This window comes from Modicisalibacter coralii (genome assembly GCF_004117855.1).
GTDB lineage: Bacteria > Pseudomonadota > Gammaproteobacteria > Pseudomonadales > Halomonadaceae > Modicisalibacter > Modicisalibacter coralii.
This window is the reverse complement of record NZ_QWBW01000023.1, coordinates 1-18,500: the sequence shown is the minus strand read 5'-3', so window position 1 is coordinate 18,500 and position 18,500 is coordinate 1. Positions and strand designations below refer to the sequence as shown.

17 protein-coding genes and 3 tRNA genes are annotated in these 18,500 nt (G+C 67.5%); 15 read left to right on the top strand and 5 right to left on the bottom strand.

Annotated features, from left to right (window positions below; genetic code table 11):
• The first annotated feature begins 3 nt into the window (after positions 1 to 3).
• Together kdsA and eno are read left to right on the top strand one after the other, a co-directional pair.
• Positions 4 to 849, top strand: coding sequence for a 3-deoxy-8-phosphooctulonate synthase (kdsA, locus tag D0901_RS13405; RefSeq protein ID WP_129140809.1), 846 nt, complete (start codon positions 4 to 6; stop codon positions 847 to 849).
• 145 nt (positions 850 to 994) lie between these two features.
• A complete protein-coding gene (gene eno, locus D0901_RS13400) occupies positions 995 to 2,290 on the top strand; it encodes a phosphopyruvate hydratase (protein ID WP_129140808.1) in 1,296 nt (431 codons plus the stop codon).
• A 571-nt stretch (positions 2,291 to 2,861) separates the two neighbouring features.
• Here eno and fdxA read toward each other — a convergent pair.
• Together fdxA and mutS are read right to left on the bottom strand one after the other, a co-directional pair.
• Complete coding sequence (gene fdxA, locus D0901_RS13395) at positions 2,862 to 3,185, bottom strand: ferredoxin FdxA (RefSeq protein ID WP_129140807.1); 324 nt, start codon at positions 3,183 to 3,185, stop codon at positions 2,862 to 2,864.
• Positions 3,186 to 3,379: 194 nt separating this feature from the next.
• Positions 3,380 to 5,974 carry a DNA mismatch repair protein MutS gene (gene mutS, locus D0901_RS13390; RefSeq protein ID WP_129140806.1) on the bottom strand — a complete coding sequence of 865 codons (2,595 nt, stop codon included), beginning with the start codon at positions 5,972 to 5,974 and terminating at the stop codon, positions 3,380 to 3,382.
• 161 nt (positions 5,975 to 6,135) lie between these two features.
• On the opposite strand from mutS, the gene D0901_RS13385 reads away from it, so the two are divergent.
• The 9 genes from D0901_RS13385 (at position 6,136) to D0901_RS13345 (ending at position 13,618) form a co-directional block, all read left to right on the top strand.
• Positions 6,136 to 6,669 (top strand): CinA family protein, encoded by a 534-nt coding sequence (locus D0901_RS13385; protein WP_233440429.1) that lies wholly within the window; start codon positions 6,136 to 6,138, stop codon positions 6,667 to 6,669.
• 148 nt (positions 6,670 to 6,817) lie between these two features.
• Positions 6,818 to 7,885 carry a recombinase RecA gene (gene recA, locus D0901_RS13380; protein WP_129140804.1) on the top strand — a complete coding sequence of 356 codons (1,068 nt, stop codon included), beginning with the start codon at positions 6,818 to 6,820 and terminating at the stop codon, positions 7,883 to 7,885.
• Between the two features lie 9 nt (positions 7,886 to 7,894).
• On the top strand, positions 7,895 to 8,359 hold the full coding sequence (locus tag D0901_RS13375) for a regulatory protein RecX (protein WP_203234873.1): 465 nt from the start codon (positions 7,895 to 7,897) through the stop codon (positions 8,357 to 8,359).
• Positions 8,360 to 8,620: 261 nt separating this feature from the next.
• Positions 8,621 to 11,230, top strand: a complete 2,610-nt coding sequence (alaS, locus tag D0901_RS13370; protein ID WP_129140802.1) for an alanine--tRNA ligase — start codon at positions 8,621 to 8,623, stop codon at positions 11,228 to 11,230.
• A 119-nt stretch (positions 11,231 to 11,349) separates the two neighbouring features.
• The gene (locus D0901_RS13365; protein WP_129140801.1) at positions 11,350 to 12,600 is read left to right on the top strand and encodes an aspartate kinase; all 1,251 of its coding nucleotides are present in this window, start codon (positions 11,350 to 11,352) and stop codon (positions 12,598 to 12,600) included.
• 213 nt (positions 12,601 to 12,813) lie between these two features.
• Positions 12,814 to 13,008, top strand: a complete 195-nt coding sequence (csrA, locus tag D0901_RS13360) for a carbon storage regulator CsrA (RefSeq protein WP_129140800.1) — start codon at positions 12,814 to 12,816, stop codon at positions 13,006 to 13,008.
• A 180-nt stretch (positions 13,009 to 13,188) separates the two neighbouring features.
• Positions 13,189 to 13,281, top strand: a tRNA-Ser gene (locus D0901_RS13355).
• A 56-nt stretch (positions 13,282 to 13,337) separates the two neighbouring features.
• A tRNA-Arg gene (locus tag D0901_RS13350) sits at positions 13,338 to 13,414 on the top strand.
• Between the two features lie 127 nt (positions 13,415 to 13,541).
• Positions 13,542 to 13,618: transfer RNA gene (locus D0901_RS13345), tRNA-Arg, on the top strand.
• A gap of 194 nt (positions 13,619 to 13,812) precedes the next feature.
• Here the strand turns inward: D0901_RS13345 and D0901_RS13340 are convergent.
• From D0901_RS13340 to lexA, 3 genes are all read right to left on the bottom strand, one after another.
• Positions 13,813 to 14,766 carry a tRNA dihydrouridine synthase gene (locus tag D0901_RS13340; RefSeq protein ID WP_129140855.1) on the bottom strand — a complete coding sequence of 318 codons (954 nt, stop codon included), beginning with the start codon at positions 14,764 to 14,766 and terminating at the stop codon, positions 13,813 to 13,815.
• Between the two features lie 117 nt (positions 14,767 to 14,883).
• On the bottom strand, positions 14,884 to 15,513 hold the full coding sequence (locus D0901_RS13335) for an IMPACT family protein (protein ID WP_129140799.1): 630 nt from the start codon (positions 15,511 to 15,513) through the stop codon (positions 14,884 to 14,886).
• Positions 15,513 to 15,986, bottom strand: a complete 474-nt coding sequence (lexA, locus tag D0901_RS13330; RefSeq protein ID WP_129140798.1) for a transcriptional repressor LexA — start codon at positions 15,984 to 15,986, stop codon at positions 15,513 to 15,515. The genes D0901_RS13335 and lexA overlap by 1 nt, the downstream gene beginning before the upstream one ends.
• A 215-nt stretch (positions 15,987 to 16,201) precedes the next feature.
• Between lexA and ccmA the strand changes: the two genes are divergently transcribed.
• From ccmA to ccmD, 4 genes are all read left to right on the top strand, one after another.
• Entirely contained in the window at positions 16,202 to 16,804 is a 603-nt protein-coding gene (ccmA, locus tag D0901_RS13325; RefSeq protein ID WP_425256177.1) for a cytochrome c biogenesis heme-transporting ATPase CcmA, read from the top strand.
• A 1-nt stretch (position 16,805) separates the two neighbouring features.
• Positions 16,806 to 17,504, top strand: a complete 699-nt coding sequence (gene ccmB, locus D0901_RS13320; RefSeq protein ID WP_129140796.1) for a heme exporter protein CcmB — start codon at positions 16,806 to 16,808, stop codon at positions 17,502 to 17,504.
• 11 nt (positions 17,505 to 17,515) lie between these two features.
• A complete protein-coding gene (locus D0901_RS13315; RefSeq protein WP_129140795.1) occupies positions 17,516 to 18,253 on the top strand; it encodes a heme ABC transporter permease in 738 nt (245 codons plus the stop codon).
• 131 nt (positions 18,254 to 18,384) lie between these two features.
• A partial coding sequence (gene ccmD, locus D0901_RS13310) for a heme exporter protein CcmD (RefSeq protein WP_129140794.1) occupies positions 18,385 to 18,500 on the top strand: 116 nt, incomplete at its 3' end.

Genomic DNA, 18,500 nt, shown 5'->3' with positions numbered 1-18,500 from the left:
GTAATGACGCAGAAGACACTCGAATTCGCCGGCCTCAGGGCCGGCAATTCATTGCCGCTGATGCTGTTCGGCGGCATGAATGTGCTGGAATCCCGCGAGCTGGCCCTCGAGGTTGCCGAGGCCTACGTCGAGGTGACGCGCCGACTGGGCATCCCCTATGTCTTCAAGGCCAGCTTCGACAAGGCCAACCGCAGCTCGATCCACTCCTTCCGAGGGCCCGGGCTGGAGAAGGGCCTCGAGTGGCTGGCCGAGATCAAGGCGCGCTTCGACGTGCCGATCATCACCGACGTCCACGAGCCGTGGCAGGCCGGGCCGGCGGCCGAGGTCGCCGACGTCATCCAACTGCCGGCCTTCCTGGCTCGCCAGACCGATCTGGTGGTGGCGATGGCCGAAACCGGCGCGGTGATCAACATCAAGAAGCCGCAGTTCCTGGCCCCGCACGAGATGCGCCACATCATCAACAAGTGCATCGAGGCCGGCAACGAGCGGCTGATTCTCTGCGAACGCGGCTCGAGCTTCGGCTACAACAACCTGGTGGTCGACATGCTGGGCTTCGGCGACATGAAGGAGACCGGCTATCCGGTGTTCTTCGACGTTACCCATTCGCTGCAGCGCCCCGGCGGGCGTGCTGACAGCGCCGGCGGGCGCCGCCAGCAGGTCGCCGAGCTGGCCCGGGCGGGGGTCGCCGTGGGCCTGGCCGGGCTGTTCCTCGAGGCTCATCCCGATCCCGACAACGCCAAGTGCGATGGACCCTGCGCGCTGCCGCTCGATCGGCTCGAGCCTTTCCTCGCCCAGATCAAGGCGCTCGACGATCTGATCAAGGGGTTCGCGCCGCTAAGGATTTCCTGAGGGAGGTATTGCAGCCGTGTCGTGCGGCCGCGGGGTCGAAGGCCCCGCCGGCGATGCCTGCAGCCTTTCCTGTCCCGCCACCGGCGGGGCGCCAACGCGGAGCCGTGAGTACGCTATTCTCAACGCTGACAAAGGATGATTCACGATGAGCAAGATTGTCGATATTCAGGCCCTCGAGGTCCTCGATTCCCGGGGCAACCCGACGGTCCAGGCTGAGGTGATCCTCGACGATGGTGCCCGCGGCGTGGCCTGTGCCCCGAGCGGCGCTTCCACCGGCTCCCGCGAAGCGCTGGAACTGCGCGACGGCGACAAGTCCCGTTACCTGGGCAAGGGTGTGCTCAAGGCGGTCGAGGCGGTCAACGGCAAGATCCGCGACGCGCTCGTCGGCCTGGAAGCGAGCGACCAGCGCGCCCTGGACAATGCCATGCTCGCGCTCGACGGCACCGACAACAAGGCGAATCTGGGCGCCAATGCCATCCTCGCCGTGTCGCTGGCCGCCGCCAAGGCCGCCGCGACCAGCCAGCAGCAGCCGCTCTATGCCTACATCGCCGGGCTCTACGGCCAGCCGGGGCAGTACAGCATGCCGGTGCCGATGATGAACATCCTCAACGGCGGCGAGCATGCCGACAACAACGTCGACATCCAGGAGTTCATGATCCAGCCGGTGGGCGCGCCCAACTTCCGCGAGGCGCTGCGCATGGGCGCCGAGATCTTCCATGCCCTGAAGAAGGTGCTCGCCGGTCGTGGCCTGTCCACCTCGGTGGGCGACGAGGGCGGCTTCGCGCCCGACCTGGCGTCCAACGCCGAGGCGTTGGCGGTGATCAAGCAGGCGGTCGAGGACGCCGGTTACACCCTGGGCAAGGACGTCACCCTGGCACTCGACTGCGCCTCCAGCGAGTTCTACGAGAATGGCCAGTACAACCTGGCGGGCGAGGGCAAGTCCTACGACGCCGCCGGCTTCGCCGACTATCTCGCCGGGCTGTGCGACGACTACCCGATCGTCTCCATCGAGGACGGCATGGACGAGTCCGACTGGGACGGCTGGAAGGCGTTGACCGACAAGCTCGGCGACAAGGTGCAACTGGTCGGCGACGACCTGTTCGTCACCAACACGCGCATCCTCAAGCGCGGCATCGACGAGTCCATCGGCAACTCGATCCTGATCAAGTTCAACCAGATCGGTTCGCTCTCCGAGACCCTGGATGCCATCAAGATGGCCCAGGACGCCGGCTTCACCGCGGTGATCTCGCATCGCAGCGGCGAGACCGAGGACACCACCATCGCCGACCTGGCGGTGGCCACCTCCGCCGGCCAGATCAAGACCGGCTCGCTGTGCCGCTCCGATCGTGTCGCCAAGTACAACCGCCTGCTGATGATCGAGCACCAGCTGGGCGAGCAGGCTCGCTACCCCGGTCTCAAGGCCATCAAGGGCCAGGGCTGAGCCCTGCCTTCCGCCGCCGGGCCTCGGTGCCCGGCGGTTCCCCTGCCTCTATCCTTTCGTAATGGCGTGCGCCCCTGCGAGCGACTGGCTTGGTCACGTGTCAGTAAAAGCGTAGCGACACGTAAGCAATTTCCTACAAAGCGTGTCCGTCGGTTCCGTTTCATGGCTTCGTGTTGCCTTGGGTGTTCCCATTAACATATTGTTATAAAAAGACTTTTACGGTTGGTTGTCGAAAGGCGGGGCATTCCAGGTGCGAGACACCCATTGGGCCCCTTCCCGCAGTGCGCCAAAATGGCACCTCGGAATGGGAAGCGACTTGGCTCGCTAACGGCAGGATGCCACGGGATGCAGCATGACGATCCGTCCCGCCTCGCAGGAGGCGACGCGGGGCAGGGAGAGGGTCGAGGGAAGCGGGCAGAGGGCGTTGCCCAGCATGGAACGGTTTGGAGCAGGCGGCCTTCGGGCCGCCTTTTTTGTGGCTTGCACACTGATCGGCTGCGGCTAACAATGGCGTCGCAGGCGCATCCGACACATCGGCGCGCGCGGATCCTCGTCCGGCGCGCCGTCGCGTTCAGCGCTCGAGCAATTCCTTCTTGCCGGGCTTGCCGTCCCACTCCTCGGCGTCGGCCGGCGGATCCTTCTTCTCGGTAATGTTGGGCCACACCTCGGCGAGTTCGGCATTGAGCTCGAGGAACTCCTCCTGGCCCTCGGGCATCTCGTCTTCGGAATAGATCGCCTCGGCCGGGCATTCCGGCTCGCACAGTGCGCAGTCGATGCACTCGTCGGGATGGATCACCAGAAAGTTGGGGCCTTCATAGAAGCAGTCGACCGGACAGACCTCGACGCAGTCGGTGTATTTGCACTTGATGCAGTTTTCGGTGACGACGAATGTCATGGCATCTCCCTCGAAGCTTGGCAGGTCCGACGCGACCGATTCGTCGGGCCTTGTCGGTCATAACTGGTTATAAGTGGTGAGGTAACTATAAACCTCTATTCTAAATCGGGGCTCATTCTAGTCTCGCCCCGCGCAGAGCGGCAAGCTGCCTCATCGAACGTTTGGGCATGATCTCATACCAGCTGCTCGTCAGCTCACAGGCGCGCCCGCCAGCGGTAGAGCAACTCCAGCGCCTGACGCGGGGTGAGCTCGTCCAGCGCCAGATCACCGAGTTCCTCGACGAGCGGATGGCTCGCGGTGGCGAAAAGGTCGGGCTGGCGGGGCGCGGCGTTCTCGGAGGGCGTGGTGGCCGCCGGGCGTGAGTGCCCCTGGTCGATCTCGTGCTGCTCGAGTCCGGCCAGCTTCTCGCGGGCGCGTGCCACCACCGCCGGCGGCACGCCGGCGAGCTGGGCGACCTGCAGGCCATAGCTCTGGCTGGCGGGCCCTTCCTCGACGCGATGCATGAAGACGATGCCCTCGCCGTGTTCGGCGGCGGTCAGGTGAACGTTGGCCACGCCGTCGAACTGCTCGGCCAGCGCGGTCATCTCGAAGTAGTGGGTGGCGAACAACGTCAACGCGCGCAGGTTGGCGAGGTGCTCGGCGCTCGCCCAGGCCAGCGACAGGCCATCGAAGGTACTGGTGCCGCGGCCGATCTCGTCCATCAGCACCAGGCTCTCGGCGGTGGCGTTGTTGAGGATGCTGGCGGTCTCGGTCATCTCGACCATGAACGTCGAACGCCCGCCGGCCAGGTCGTCGCTGGAGCCGATGCGCGTGAAGATGCGATCCAGCGGACCGATCTCGGCGGCGTCGGCGGGCACGAAGCTGCCGCTGTGGGCCAGCAGGGCGATCAGCGCTGCCTGACGCATGTAGGTCGATTTGCCACCCATGTTGGGCCCGGTGATTACCAGCATGTGGCGCTCGCGGTCGAGGTGCAGGTCGTTGGGCACGAAGGGCGCCTCAGAGACGTGCTCGACCACCGGGTGGCGGCCGCCATGGATCGTCAGGCCGGGCGTCTCGGCGAGCCGCGGGCGCGCCAGGTCGAGCGCCAGGGCGCGTTCGGCGAAGGCTGCCAGCACGTCGAGGGCGGCCAGTGCGCGGCCGCTGGCCTGCAGGGCCTCGAGGTCCGCGCCGAGGGTGTCGATCAGGCTTTCGTAGAGCAGCTTCTCGCGGGCCAGCGCCCGCGACTTGGCGGACAGGGCCTTGTCCTCGAACTCCTTGAGCTCGGGGATGATGAAGCGTTCGGCGTTCTTCAGCGTCTGGCGGCGGATGTAGTCCGTCGGCGCCTCGCGGGCCTGGGCGCGGGGGATCTCGATGTAGTAGCCGTGGACGCGGTTGTAGCCGACCTTGAGGCCGGTGAGCCCGGTGCGCTCGCGCTCGCGGGTCTCCAGCTCGACCAGGAAGTCGCCGGCATGCTCGGCCAGGCCGCGGAACTCGTCGAGTTCGGTGTCGAAGCGCTCGGCGATGACGCCACCGTCGCGGATCACCACCGGCGGGCTCTCGACCAGTGCGCGGGTCAGGGTGTCGGCGAGCTCCGGATAGGGGCGGATGTGACGCTTGAGCCCGTCCAGCGCGGTGCCCTCGTCGAGCGTGGCGAGCGTGTCCCGCAGTTCGGGCAGGGCGTTGAGCGCCTCGCGCAGCCGGGCCAGGTCGCGAGGCCGGGCGCTGCGCAGTGCGACGCGGGCGAGAATGCGCTCGACGTCGCCGATCCGCTTGAGCGTCTCGCGCAGGTCAAGGTAGGCATCGCCGTCGAGCAGCAACTGCACCGCGCCCTGGCGGGCGGCGACCTGGTCACGATCGCGCAGCGGGCGGTTGAGCCAGCGCTTGAGCAGCCGCGAGCCCATCGCCGTGGCGGTGGTGTCGAGCACGCTGGCCAGGGTGTTCTCGGTGCCGCCGCCGAGGTTGGTGTCGATCTCCAGGTTGCGGCGACTGGCGGCGTCGATCACCACCGAGTCGTCGCGGCTCTCGACGCCCAGCGCGGTGACGTGCGGCAGGCGCGAGCGCTGGGTATCGCGGGCGTAGTCGACCAGCACTCCGGCGGCGGTGATCGCGCACTCCAGGTGCGCGCAGCCGAAACCGCGCAGGTCGGCGACGCCGAACTGGTCGCACAACAGGCGGGTGGCCGATTCGAGATCGAACAGCCAGGCGCTCTGACGCTTGAGACCGGCGCGCTCGGCGAGCGTCGGCGGCAGCTCGAGACCGTCGGCGACCAGCAATTCCGCTGGCGACAGGCGCTGGATCTCAGCGAGCATGTCGGCCTCGCCGTCGACCTCGAGCACGCTGAAGCGGCCGCTGGAGAGCTCCAGCCAGGCCAGCCCCCAACGCTCGCCCTGCGGGTGCAGGGCGAGCAGCAGATTGTCGCGCCGAGCATCGAGCAGCGCCTCGTCGTGCAGCGTGCCGGGGGTGACGATACGCACCACCTTGCGCTCCACAGGGCCCTTGCTGGTCGCCGGGTCGCCCATCTGCTCGCAGATCGCCACCGATTCGCCGGCCTTGACCAGCCGCGCGAGATAGCCCTCGGCGCTGTGGTAGGGCACCCCGGCCATGGGAATCGGTGCTCCCGCCGACTGGCCGCGGGCGGTGAGCGTGATATCGAGCAGTTGCGCGGCACGCTTGGCGTCGTCGTAGAACAGCTCGTAGAAATCGCCCATGCGATAGAAGAGCAGCACGTCCGGATGGTCGCGCTTGATCTTCAGGTACTGGGCCATCATGGGCGTGTGAGTCTGCGACTTGCTGGCAACCGCATCTGACATGGCGTCTGGCATCTTCCGTCTGACTGGGGCTCCGCCGGAGCCGAGGTTGGCCGATCATTCTAGCGCAGTCCCGCGAAGGCATGACAGGGCGACGACGCCGGTTAAACCCTCGGCGGTCGGGTCTGCTAAGCTGTCGCCGTCAACCGCCAAGGAGCCTTTCGGTGAGCCACGACGATTCCCTGAGCCGTCTCGATCTCGCGACCCTCGGCGAACGCCTCAAGCGTGCCTGCCTGGCGCGCGGCGCCACGGTCACCACCGCGGAGTCCTGCACCGGTGGTGGGGTGGCCAGTGCGATCACCGACATCGCCGGCAGTTCCGCCTGTTTCGAAACCGGCTACGTGACCTATTCCAACGCCGCCAAGACGCGCCTGCTGGGGGTGCCGGCGGCCTCGATCGAGCGTCACGGCGCGGTCAGCCGCGAGACCGTCGAGGCGATGGTCGTCGGGGCCTGCCGGGAGAGCGGCGCCACGCTGGGGGTAGCCATCAGTGGCGTCGCCGGGCCCGACGGCGGCACGCCCGACAAGCCGGTGGGCACGGTCTGGTTCGCCTGGGGCGACGCCGCCGGGGCGGACAGCGAATGCCACCACCTCGCCGGCGATCGCCGGGCCGTCCGCGAGCAGGCGGTACGCGTAGCGCTGGCCGGCCTGATCGACCGGCTGGAAGCGGCTGTCGAAGGGCCGGCCTCGCGTAATTAAAGACCGGGCGAGGGATAGGCGCGCGACGATTTTTTCGCCATAATACTGTTCAACCATACAGTAAGCGAGCCAGACCAGTCGAGGCGGGCCAATGGGGCCGAATGCCGTCGCGCTGGAGCGGCTTTCACGCGTTTTCAGGAGGCCTTTCATGGCACAGGACGAGAATCGTTCCAAGGCGCTCAACGCGGCGCTGTCGCAGATCGAGCGGCAATTCGGCAAGGGCACGGTGATGCGCCTGGGCGATACCCCGCGGGTCACCATGCCCTCGGTGTCCACCGGCTCGCTGGGCCTGGACATCGCACTGGGCATCGGCGGCCTGCCGCTGGGCCGGGTGGTCGAGATCTTCGGCCCCGAGTCCTCGGGCAAGACCACGCTGACGCTGTCGGTGATCGCCCAGGCCCAGAAGCAGGGCAAGACCTGTGCCTTCATCGATGCCGAGCACGCCCTCGACCCGAGCTACGCCGAGAAGCTCGGCGTCAATCTCGACGATCTGCTGGTCTCGCAGCCGGACACCGGCGAGCAGGCGCTGGAGATCTGCGACATGCTGGTGCGTTCCGGCGGGGTCGACGTGATCATCATCGACTCGGTGGCGGCACTGACGCCGCGCGCCGAGATCGAGGGCGAGATGGGCGATTCCCACGTCGGCCTCCAGGCGCGGCTGATGTCCCAGGCGCTGCGCAAGATCACCGGCAACATCAAGAACGCCAACTGCATGGTGGTGTTCATCAACCAGATCCGCATGAAAATCGGCGTGATGTTCGGCAGCCCCGAGACCACCACCGGCGGCAACGCGCTGAAGTTCTATTCCAGCGTGCGTCTGGACATTCGCCGCACCGGCTCGGTCAAGCAGGGCGACGAGGTGACCGGCAACGAGACCCGCGTCAAGGTGGTCAAGAACAAGGTCTCGCCGCCGTTCCGCCAGGCCGAGTTCCAGATCCTCTACGGCAAGGGCATCTACCACGCCGGCGAGGTGGTCGATCTGGGCGTGCAGTGCAAGCTGGTCGACAAGGCCGGCGCCTGGTACAGCTACCAGGGCAACAAGATCGGCCAGGGCAAGGCCAACGCCGCCCAGTACCTCGAGGACAACCCGGCGGTGATGGAGGAGATCGAGAGCCAGATCCGCGCCCAGCTGCTCAGCACGCCGGAGCCCAAGGCCAAGGAGGGCGAGGCCGAGCCCGCCGAGGCGCCCGCCGAGGACGACAACGATCTGCTGTAAGCGTTGGCCATGACCGCTGATTCATCGTCCACGCCGCGCGACGACGCCATTCGCCTGCTGGCGCGTCGCGAATACGCCGCGGCCGAATTGCGCAGCCGCCTGACCGCCAAGGGCCACGACCCGGCAACGGTCGAGGCGGCCATCGCCCGGCTCGCCGAGGAGGGGCTGCAGTCGGATGCGCGCTTCGTCGAGCATTTCGTGCGCAGCCGTGTCCAGCGCGGCCAGGGGCCGGTCAAGGTCCGTGCGGAACTCGGCCAGCGCGGCGTGGCTGACGAACTGATCGGCGAAGCCCTTCGCGACGCCGAGTGCGACTGGTACGCCCTGGCCTGCGAGGTGCTGGCCAAGCGCTTTGCCGGCCCCGGCGACGCGCCGCGCGAACGGGCCCGCCGGCAGCGTTTCCTGGCTCAGCGGGGCTTCGATGCCGAGCAGACCCGCCACGCCCTCGAACACGCCTGGCACGGCACCGACGACTGAGCGCCCGGACGGCATCGCCGTCGTCCGCCCACCCGTTTTTCCGACGTCCTGCGCGCCGCCTCCCGGCGTGCCTCGACGCCGCCCCTTCTTTAGTCCCCCGCTGAACGCGTTATACTAGTGCGCCTTGCGACGGCTCAGGACGGCCTGTTTCCGTCATTTTCCGCCACGCTTCGCGCACGTTTCGTGCCATCGCGTCGGGCGAGCATGGCCGAGCGCAGTCCGTTTTCGGAAAAGCCTAAAGCCCATTGCCATGGACTCATTATGAAAAGCGCAGACATCCGACAGGCCTTTCTGACCTTCTTCGAGGAGCAGGGGCACACCATCGTGCCGTCGAGTTCGCTGGTCCCCGACAACGACCCGACCCTGCTGTTCACCAATGCCGGCATGGTGCCGTTCAAGGACGTCTTCCTGGGCCGCGACCCGCGCCCCTACGTGCGCGCCACCTCGGCCCAGCGCTGCGTGCGCGCCGGCGGCAAGCACAACGACCTCGACAACGTCGGCTACACCGCGCGCCACCACACCTTCTTCGAGATGCTCGGCAACTTCAGTTTCGGCGACTACTTCAAGCGCGACGCGATCCGTTTCGCCTGGACCTTCCTCACCGAGCGCCTGGGCCTGCCGGCCGACAAGCTGTGGGTCACCGTCCACGTCAGCGACGACGAGGCCGAGAAGATCTGGAAGGAGGAGATCGGTGTCGACCCCGAGCGCTTCTCCAGGCTCGACGAGGACAACTTCTGGCAGATGGGCGACACCGGGCCCTGCGGGCCGTCGTCGGAGATCTTCTTCGATCACGGCCCCGAGGTCGCCGGTGGCCCGCCGGGCAGCCCCGACGAGGACGGCGATCGCTACATCGAGATCTGGAATCTGGTGTTCATGCAGTTCGATCGCGACGCCGCGGGCAACCTGAATCCGCTGCCCAAGCCGTCGATCGACACCGGCATGGGGCTGGAGCGCGTCGCCGCGGTCCTCCAGGGCGTGCACTCCAACTACCAGATCGATCTGTTCCAGAACCTGCTCGAGGCGGCCGCCGGCATCATCGGCCACGCCGATACCGCGACGCCGTCGCTGCGGGTGATCGCCGACCATATCCGTTCCTGCGCCTTCCTGATCGCCGACGGTGTGCTGCCCTCCAACGAGGGGCGCGGCTACGTGCTGCGCCGGATCATCCGCCGCGCGGTGCGCCACGGCCACAAGCTGGGCGCCCGCGAGCCGTTCTTCCACAAGCTGGTGGCGGCGCTCGACGGCGAGATGGGCGAGGCCTACCCGGAGCTGCGCAAGGCGCGCGAGCAGATCGAGAAGGTCCTGCTCAAGGAGGAGGAGCAGTTCGCGCGCACCCTGGACCACGGCATGGGCCTGCTCGAGGCGGCGCTGGCCGAGCTGAACGGCGAGGTGCTCGCCGGCGAGACGGTGTTCAAGCTCTACGACACCTACGGCTTTCCGTTCGACCTGACTGCCGATATCTGTCGCGAGCGTGGCGTGATCCTCGACGAGGTGGGCTTCCAGCGCGAACTCGAGGCCCAGCGCGAGCGCGCCCGGGCGGCCAGCCAGTTCGGTGCCGACTACAGCGCGGCGGTCGACGTCGAGGGCGAGACCACCTTCACCGGCTACGAGCGCCTCGAGGACGAGTCCCGGGTCACCGCTATCGTCGACGGCGAGGGCAACGCCCTGGCGGCGCTCGAGGCCGGCCAGAGCGGGGTGGTGGTGCTCGACCGCACGCCGTTCTACGGCGAATCCGGCGGTCAGGTGGGTGACACCGGCTATCTCGAGGCCGACGGCGTGCGCTTCGAGGTCAGCGACACCCAGAAGCAGGCCGGGCACCACCTGCATCACGGCGTGGTGATCGAGGGCACGCTCGAGGTCGGCGCCCAGGTCGTGCCGCGGGTCGACGCCTCGCTGCGTGCCGCGACCATGCGCAACCACTCGGCCACCCACCTGCTCCACGAGGCGCTGCGGCGGGTGCTCGGCGAGCATGTCCAGCAGAAGGGCTCGCTGGTCACCGCCGAGCGTTTGCGCTTCGATTTCAGCCATTTCGAGGCGATCGGCGCGGAACAGCTCGACGAGATCGAGGCGATCGTCAACCGCGAGATTCTCGCCAACGCCGCGACCCGCATCGAGCACATGACTCTCGACGAGGCCAAGGCCAGGGGCGCGGCGGCGCTGTTCGAGGCCAAGTACGGCGAGGACGTCCGCGTGCTGACCATCGGCGCCGACGATTTCTCGGTCGAACTGTGCGGCGGCACCCACGTGGCGCGCAGCGGCGACATCGGCGCCTTCCACATCCTCGCCGAGACCGGCGTGGCCGCCGGTGTACGGCGTATCGAGGCGGTCACCGGCGAGGGCGCGCTGGCCTACTTCCGCGACCAGGAGGCGCGCCTCGTGCGGATCGGCGAGCGGCTCAAGGCCAAGCCCGAGCAGGTCGAATCGCGTGTCGAATCGCTGCTCGAGCGCAACCGCACGCTGGAAAGGGAGCTCGAGCGGCTCAAGGCCAAGCTGGCCAGCGCGGCGAGCAGCGACATGCTCGACGAGACCCACGAGGTCGCCGGGGTCCGGGTGCTGGCCAAGCAGCTCGAAGGCGTGTCCGGCAAGGAACTGCGCACCCTGATGGACCAGCTCAAGAACAAGCTGGGCTCCGGGATCCTGGTGCTCGGCGTGGCCGACGAGGCGGCCGGCAAGGTGAGCCTGATCGCCGGCGTCACCGACGATCTCACCGCGCGGGTCCGGGCCGGGGAGCTGGTCAACCACGTCGCCGGTCAGGTCGGCGGCAAGGGGGGCGGTCGCGCCGACATGGCGCAGGCCGGCGGCAGCCAGCCGACGGCGCTCCCCGAGGCCCTGGCCAGCGTTCCCGGCTGGGTCGAACGACAACTGGGCTAGACTCTTCGCAAGGGCCGTGCGGCATGATGCCTGCGGCCCTTTCTCGTGACCGGCTGGTGACCGGCCGGTCGGCGGTGGACTAGCTCGACATTCATGAACCCAACACCAATAGGCAACCCATGGCGCTATACGTACAGAAATTCGGCGGCACCTCGGTGGGCTCGGTGGAGCGCATCAAGGCCGTTGCCGAGAAAGTGAAGCGGTTCCGTGACGAAGGCCATCAGATCGTGGTCGTGGTCTCGGCGATGAGCGGCGAGACCAACCGGCTGATCGAGCTGGCCGGCCAGATCAACGACGAGCCCACCCCGCGCGAGATGGACATGCTGGTCTCCACCGGCGAGCAGGTGACCATCTCGCTGCTGGCGATGGCCCTGCACAAGCTCGGTGTCGCGGCGACCTCGTATACCGGTGCCCAGGTCGGTATCCAGACCGACAGCGCCCATACCAAGGCGCGTATCCAGCGCATCGACACCGAGGACGTGCGCCAGGACCTCGACGATGGTCAGGTGGCCGTGGTGGCCGGTTTCCAGGGCGTCGACGAGGAGGGCAACATCACCACCCTCGGTCGCGGCGGTTCCGACACCACCGGGGTGGCCCTGGCGGCGGCACTCAAGGCCGACGAATGCCAGATCTACACCGATGTCGATGGCGTCTACACCACCGATCCGCGAGTCTGCTCGCGCGCTCAGCGCCTCGAGAAGATCACCGTCGAGGAGATGCTCGAGCTGGCCAGCCTGGGCTCCAAGGTGCTGCAGATTCGTGCCGTCGAGTTCGCCGGCAAGTACAACGTCCCGCTGCGCGTGCTGTCGAGCTTCGAAGAGGGCCCGGGCACGCTGATCGTCGCAGATTCAGATGAAGAAGAGGATTCCATGGAAGAACCGCTGATTTCCGGCATCGCCTTCACGGCCAACGAAGCCAAGCTCACCCTGCTCAACACGCCCGACGTGCCGGGGGTTGCCTCGCGCATTCTGGGGCCGATCGCCGACGCCAACATCGAAGTCGACATGATCGTCCAGAACGTCGCGCCGACCGGCAACTACACCGACTTCACCTTCACGGTGAACAAGAGCGACTTCAAGCAGACCCAGCGTATCCTCGAGAACGACATCATTCCGTCGCTGGGCGAAGGCGAACTGCGTGCCGACGACAACATCGCCAAGGTCTCGCTGGTGGGCGTGGGCATGCGTTCGCACGCCGGTGTGGCGTCCAAGATGTTCCGGGTGCTCGCCGACGAGAACATCAACATCCGCATGGTTTCCACCTCGGAAATCAAGATCTCCGTGGTGATCGACGAGAAACAGATGGAACTGGCGGTGCGTGCCTTGCACAAGGCGTTCGGGCTGGACAAGGATAGCGTGGAGAGCGAATGAGGCCCACGGAACCGAACAGGGGTTCTACGCTAGGGGTGTAAGGATACGCCATGGTCCATGGCAGGGCTTTCATTCAACGTGACTATGCGGTCTCATGAGTTGCGGTGAGTTGGCCTGATAGAAGCGTATGGCGCATAATCACGGCCGCGCTTCTTCTATGGACCATAGCTGTTGCGCGCACCCCGTTGGAAGAAGTCTGAAAGGAGATCAGCCATGCTCATCCTGACCCGTCGAGTCGGCGAGACCTTAATGATCGGAGACGAGATAACCGTCACCGTGCTCGGTGTGAAGGGGAATCAGGTCCGGATTGGTGTCAATGCACCGAAGGATGTCTCCGTGCATCGTGAAGAGATCTACCAGCGCATACAGCGCGAAAGGTCCGATGACAGCAGTGAATCGGGAACGTGAAGGCCGCGGGGGAATGGCGTGAATCGCGAGGATTGATCGGCGTGACCCCGCAACGTTCGTGAAGAAGCGGCACCAGGGAGCGTTTAACCGCTGAAGCGAAGCCGGCTCGACGGCAGAATTTTTTCGCCAAGGGTGGACAGGAACCAACAGAAACGGTAACCTACGCGCCGTGTTGATGAGGGAGAGATGGCCGAGTGGCTGAAGGCGCTCCCCTGCTAAGGGAGTATAGGGTTTATAGCCCTATCGAGGGTTCGAATCCCTCTCTCTCCGCCATTCAAGCGCATTGAGTCTTGGATGAAGGACATCGACGCGGTGAAGAGGCAAGTCAAGCGCCCGTAGCTCAGCTGGATAGAGTACCTGACTACGAATCAGGTGGTCGGAGGTTCGAATCCTCCCGGGCGCGCCATCTTCCCTTCGCTCGGTAGTCAGGCATGTCGCTTGCCACTGCCCGGAAACGCCAAGGCGTTTCACCCATTTGGTCGAACTCGCCCGTCATCTTAGTCGACGTCAGCGACTCTGCCGAATCATGACAAGCGCCCGTAGCTCAGCTGGATAGAGTACCTGACTACGAATCAGGTGGTCGGAGGTTCGAATCCTCCCGGGCGCGCCAGATTTCCAGTCCGCCCTCCCCTTCGGGGAGGGCGGATTTCTTGGTCGTATCGTATTTTTTCCTTGACAGCTCATGGGGAGACCGGCATCGCGAGCCGGGTATCCCGTGGCGGTCGTTCGAGGCGCGTCGCCCATCGACGCGCCTTTTTTTTGCCTGATTGTTGCCTGACGTTTGTGCGACCGACGAAGGCGCTGTCAGCCGGCCTGCCTGGCGGCGTCGAGCGACGGCGCGTCGAGCCCCTCGAGGAACGCCGTCAGCCTTGTCTCGCGGCGCAGGGTCGCGAAGCGTGAAGCCGCCTCCCCGTTCTGCCCGCGCATGATGTTGAGCCACTGCTTGAGCAGCGAGACCACGACCTTGTCCGGCAGGCCCTGGCGCTGGCGTTCGGCGTAGCGGGTGAGGATCTCGGCACGCTCGGCCCAAGGCGTCGCCGGCAGCACGGCGCCGGTGCGCTGCCAGTGGCGGATGCGCCGCGCCAGCAACGGATCGGCGAGCACCGCGCGGCCCAGCATCACGTCCTCGCAGCCGGACAGGCTGCGGGCCTTCCAGTAGTCGGCCAGGGTCCAGATGTCGCCGTTGGCGATCACCGGGATCGACAGCCGGGCGCGGATGCGGGCGATCCACTCCCAGTGGGCCGGCGGGCGATAGCCTTCGTTGCGGGTCCGCGCGTGAACGACCAGGTGACGGGCACCGCCGGCCTCGGCGGCCTCGCTGCAGGCCAGCGCCAGACGCCGGTCGGCGAAGCCCAGGCGGATCTTGGCGGTCACCGGGATGGCACCCTCGACGGCGCCGGCCACCGCGGCCACGGCACGCTCGACACGCCGCGGGTCGCGCAGCAGGCTGGCACCGCCGTCGTGGCGATTGACCGTCTTGGCCGGGCAACCGAAGTTGAGGTCCAGGCTCGTGGCGCCCAGCGCCAGGGCCTGACGCGCGTTGGCGGCCAGCGCCTCGGGGTCGGAGCCCAGCAGTTGCAGGTGGACCGGCACGCCGCTCGGCGTGACGGCGGCGTCGCGGAGCTCGGGGCAGTGCTTGTAGAAGACCCGGGGCGGCAGGCGCGTGTCGACGACGCGCACGAACTCGGTCACCGTCCAGTCGAGTCCCTCGTGGCGGGTCAGCAACTCGCGCGTGACGGCGTCGATGACGCCCTCCATGGGGGCCAGGCCGATACGGCCCGGATAACGTAGTGACTGCACGATGCGACCTCGTCCGACGACAATGCGCCGGCATTCTAGCAGGTCGTCCCGGGCTTGCTGAGCGGTGCGGGGCGTTCAGCCCTCGACGGGGTCGGCGAGGCGCCGCAGGCGCCCCTTGAGCCGCGCCTCGAGGGCGCTCAGGTCGGCATCGGCATCGCTCGGCCAGCCCACGCCGAGCACCACGCCGTCGGGGCCGTAGTCCACGCTGTCGATCGGCACGTCGCGTTCGGCCAGCCAGGCGCGCGCCTCGGCCTCGCCGGCGAAGTCGAGGGCCAGGCGCAGCGTGCGCCGCGGCGTGAAGGTGAAGCACGGCAGCGTTTCCAGCGCCTTCTGCACGGCCTGGGAGTAGGCGCGCACCAGTCCGCCGGTGCCCAGCTTGGTGCCGCCGAAGTAACGCGTCACCACGCAGCCCACCTGGCCGATGCCGCTGCCGTCGAGGACCTGGAACATCGGCCGCCCGGCGGTGCCGCCGGGTTCGCCGTCGTCGGAGAAGCCGATCGCCGTCTGCTCGCCTGGCGGGCCGGCGACGAAGGCGCTGCAGTGGTGGCTGGCGTCGGGATAGCGCTGTCGTGCCGCGGCGAGCAGCGCCTCGAAGGCGGCGACGTCGGGGGCGTGTCGGACCCAGGCGATGAAGCGACTGCGTTCGATCTCGATCTCGGCGACGTGCGTCTCGCCGTCTGGCAGGTCGGGAATCGGATAGCTCATCAGGCGGCGATGTCGGTCTGGCGCATCACGCCCATGACCAGCCCCAGCACCTGGATGTCGTCGTTCTTCAAGAAGATCGGCGGCATGGTCGCGTTGGCCGGCTGCAGGCGCACCCCGTTCTTCTCGATGTAGAGCTTCTTGAGGGTGACTTCCTGGTCGTTGATCATCACCACCGCCGTTTCGCCGTTCTCGGCGCTTTCCTGACGCTCGATGATGATGATGTCGCCATCGTGGATGTTGCTGTCGATCATCGAATTGCCGCGCACGCGCAGGGCATAGGTGTTGCGGCGGACCATGCGCGAGGGGATCGAGACGCTGCTCTGGTCGGGGCAGGCCTCGATCGGCAGGCCGGCGGCCACCTGCCCGAGCAGGGGCACCTCGACCAGGTCGGTGGCGTCGACCTCTTCCCAGGCGGCATCGTTGAGCGGCAGGTTGGGCAGGCGTTGCAGGTAGTGCGGCAGACTGGCGTGCATGACCGTCTCCATCGGCTGCGACAGGGCGGCGGGACGCACCCGCCTCGGGCATCATAGCAAGCGCGGCGAAGCGGGCAAATGCGCGGGTATCGTGGCGGCCAACGCTCTGCCGACGGCGCCGGGGCGCGCTGGTCGCTGGGGGGCTTTGCGTGTACAGTGCCGGGCGGACGGGTGAAGGAGAGGGCGTCGTGACATTCCGCCTCGAGGGCCGCGGGCTGGCCTGTGAACGCGACGATCGCTGGCTGTTCCGGGGGCTCGACCTGAGCGTGGGCCCCGGGGAGATCGTGCGTGTCGAGGGGCCCAACGGCAGCGGCAAGACGACGCTGCTCAAGATCCTCGCCGGTCAGCTGGCGCCCCAGGCGGGCGAACTCGCCTGGGGCGAGCGCCCGCTGCGTCGGGTGCGCACCGAATACCTCGCCAACCTCCTCTATCTGGGTCACGCGCCGGGCGTCAAGACGGCGTTGACCGCGCTGGAGAACCTGGCCTGGTACCAGGCGCTGCACGGCGAGCGCGGCGACACGGCGAGTCGCCTGACGGCGCTCGCGGCGTTGGGCCTGCGCGGCTTCGAGGACGTGCCGGCGGCCCAGCTCTCCGCCGGCCAGCAGCGGCGCATCGCCTTGAGCCGGCTGGAACTCACGCCGCGGCCGCTGTGGATCCTCGACGAACCCTTCACCGCCATCGACCGCGAGGGCGTGGCGGCGCTCGAGGCCCGCCTGTGGGCGCATGCCGCGGCGGGCGGCGGGGTGATCCTGACCACCCATCACGCCCTGCCCGGGCATGGCACGCTGAGGCGCGTGAGCCTCGGCGAGGCGGCCTGAGATGCGGCTCGTCGAACCCCGTGGCGGCCTGGTTGTCGCACTAGTGGCGACGGTCAGGCGCGAGCTGACGCTGTCCCTGCGCCGCCGCGGCGAGATCATCAATCCACTGGTGTTCTTCGCCCTGGTGATCACGCTCTTCCCGTTGGGCATCTCGCCGGACCCCGAACGGCTCGCGGCGATCGCCCCGGGGCTGTTGTGGGTGGCGGCGCTGCTCGCCACCCAGCTCTCGCTGGATGCGCTGTTTCGCGGCGATCACGACGACGGCAGCCTGGAGCAGCTGCTGCTGGCGCCCCAGCCGCTGCCCGCCCTGGTGCTGGCCAAGGTCGCCGTGCACTGGCTGCTCACCGGGGCGCCGCTGGCACTGATGGCACCGCTGCTGGGGCTGTTCCTGTCGCTGCCGGCGGGCAGCTATGGCGTGCTGGCGATCTCGCTGGCGCTGGGCAGCGCCAGTCTGAGCCTGATCGGGGCGATCGGCGCGGCGCTCACGGTGGGGCTCGCGCGGGGCGGGGTACTGCTGTCGTTGCTGGTCCTGCCGCTGTACATTCCGGTGTTGATCTTCGGCGCCGGCGCGGTGCAGGTGGCGATCCTCGGCGGCGACGTCGCGCCCTGGCTGGCTTTGCTCGGCGCCCTGCTGGCCCTGGCGCTGATGCTCGCGCCCTGGGCGATCGCCGCGGCACTGCGGATCAGTCTCAACGGTTGAGGTAGCCGACCATGTGGTCCTTCGTTCACAAGCTGGTCTCGCCCCGCACCTTCTATGCCATCGGCGGCCGGCTGCAGCCCGCGCTGTGGGTGGCGGCGCTGACGCTGCTGGGCACGGGCAGCGTCTGGGCGTTGCTCTTCGCGCCGGCCGACTACCAGCAGGGCGACAGCTTCCGGATTCTCTACGTGCATGTGCCGGCGGCGATTCTCGCCCAGTCGTGCTTTTTGCTGATGGCCGTCGCCGGGCTGGTATTCCTGGTCTGGAAGATCAAGCTGGCCGACATGGTGGCGGCGGTGACCGCCCCCTTCGGGGCGACGATGACCTTCGTCGCACTGTTCTCCGGTTCGGTGTGGGGCGTGCCCACCTGGGGCACCTGGTGGGTGTGGGATGCGCGCCTGACCTCGATGCTGATCCAGCTGTTCCTGTATGTCGGCGTGATCGCCCTGCGCGGGGCTTTCGCCAGCCGCGACAGCGGTGCCCGCGCCGCCTCGGTACTGACCCTGGTCGGGGTGGTCAACATCCCGATCATCAAGTATTCGGTGGAGTGGTGGAACACCCTGCACCAGCCGGCGACCTTCACGCTCACCGAGCGCCCGGCCATGCCCGCCGAGATGTGGCTGCCGCTGGCGGTGATGCTGCTGGGGTTCTACGCCTTCTTCGCGGCGCTGCTGGTGATGCGCACCCGCAACGAGATCCTGCGCCGCGAGTCCGCCAAGCGCTGGGTGCGCGAGCTGGCCGGCGAGGGGTGAAACGGCCAAGGGTGTATACATTTGATCGGCATAACCTGTATACAGTTGGATAATCCAATCTTGCAGTCCGAGGTCGCCATGCCGTCGGCGACGCGGCAAGTCACGGCGTGCCCGGCGCCGGTGGAGGAACGATGGCCTTCGACTCGTTGCACGCCTTTTTGATGATGGGCGGCTACGCATCGTACGTCTGGCCGGCCTGGGGCGTGACCGCGCTGTTGCTGGTGGGCAGCGTGTGGCATGCGCGGCT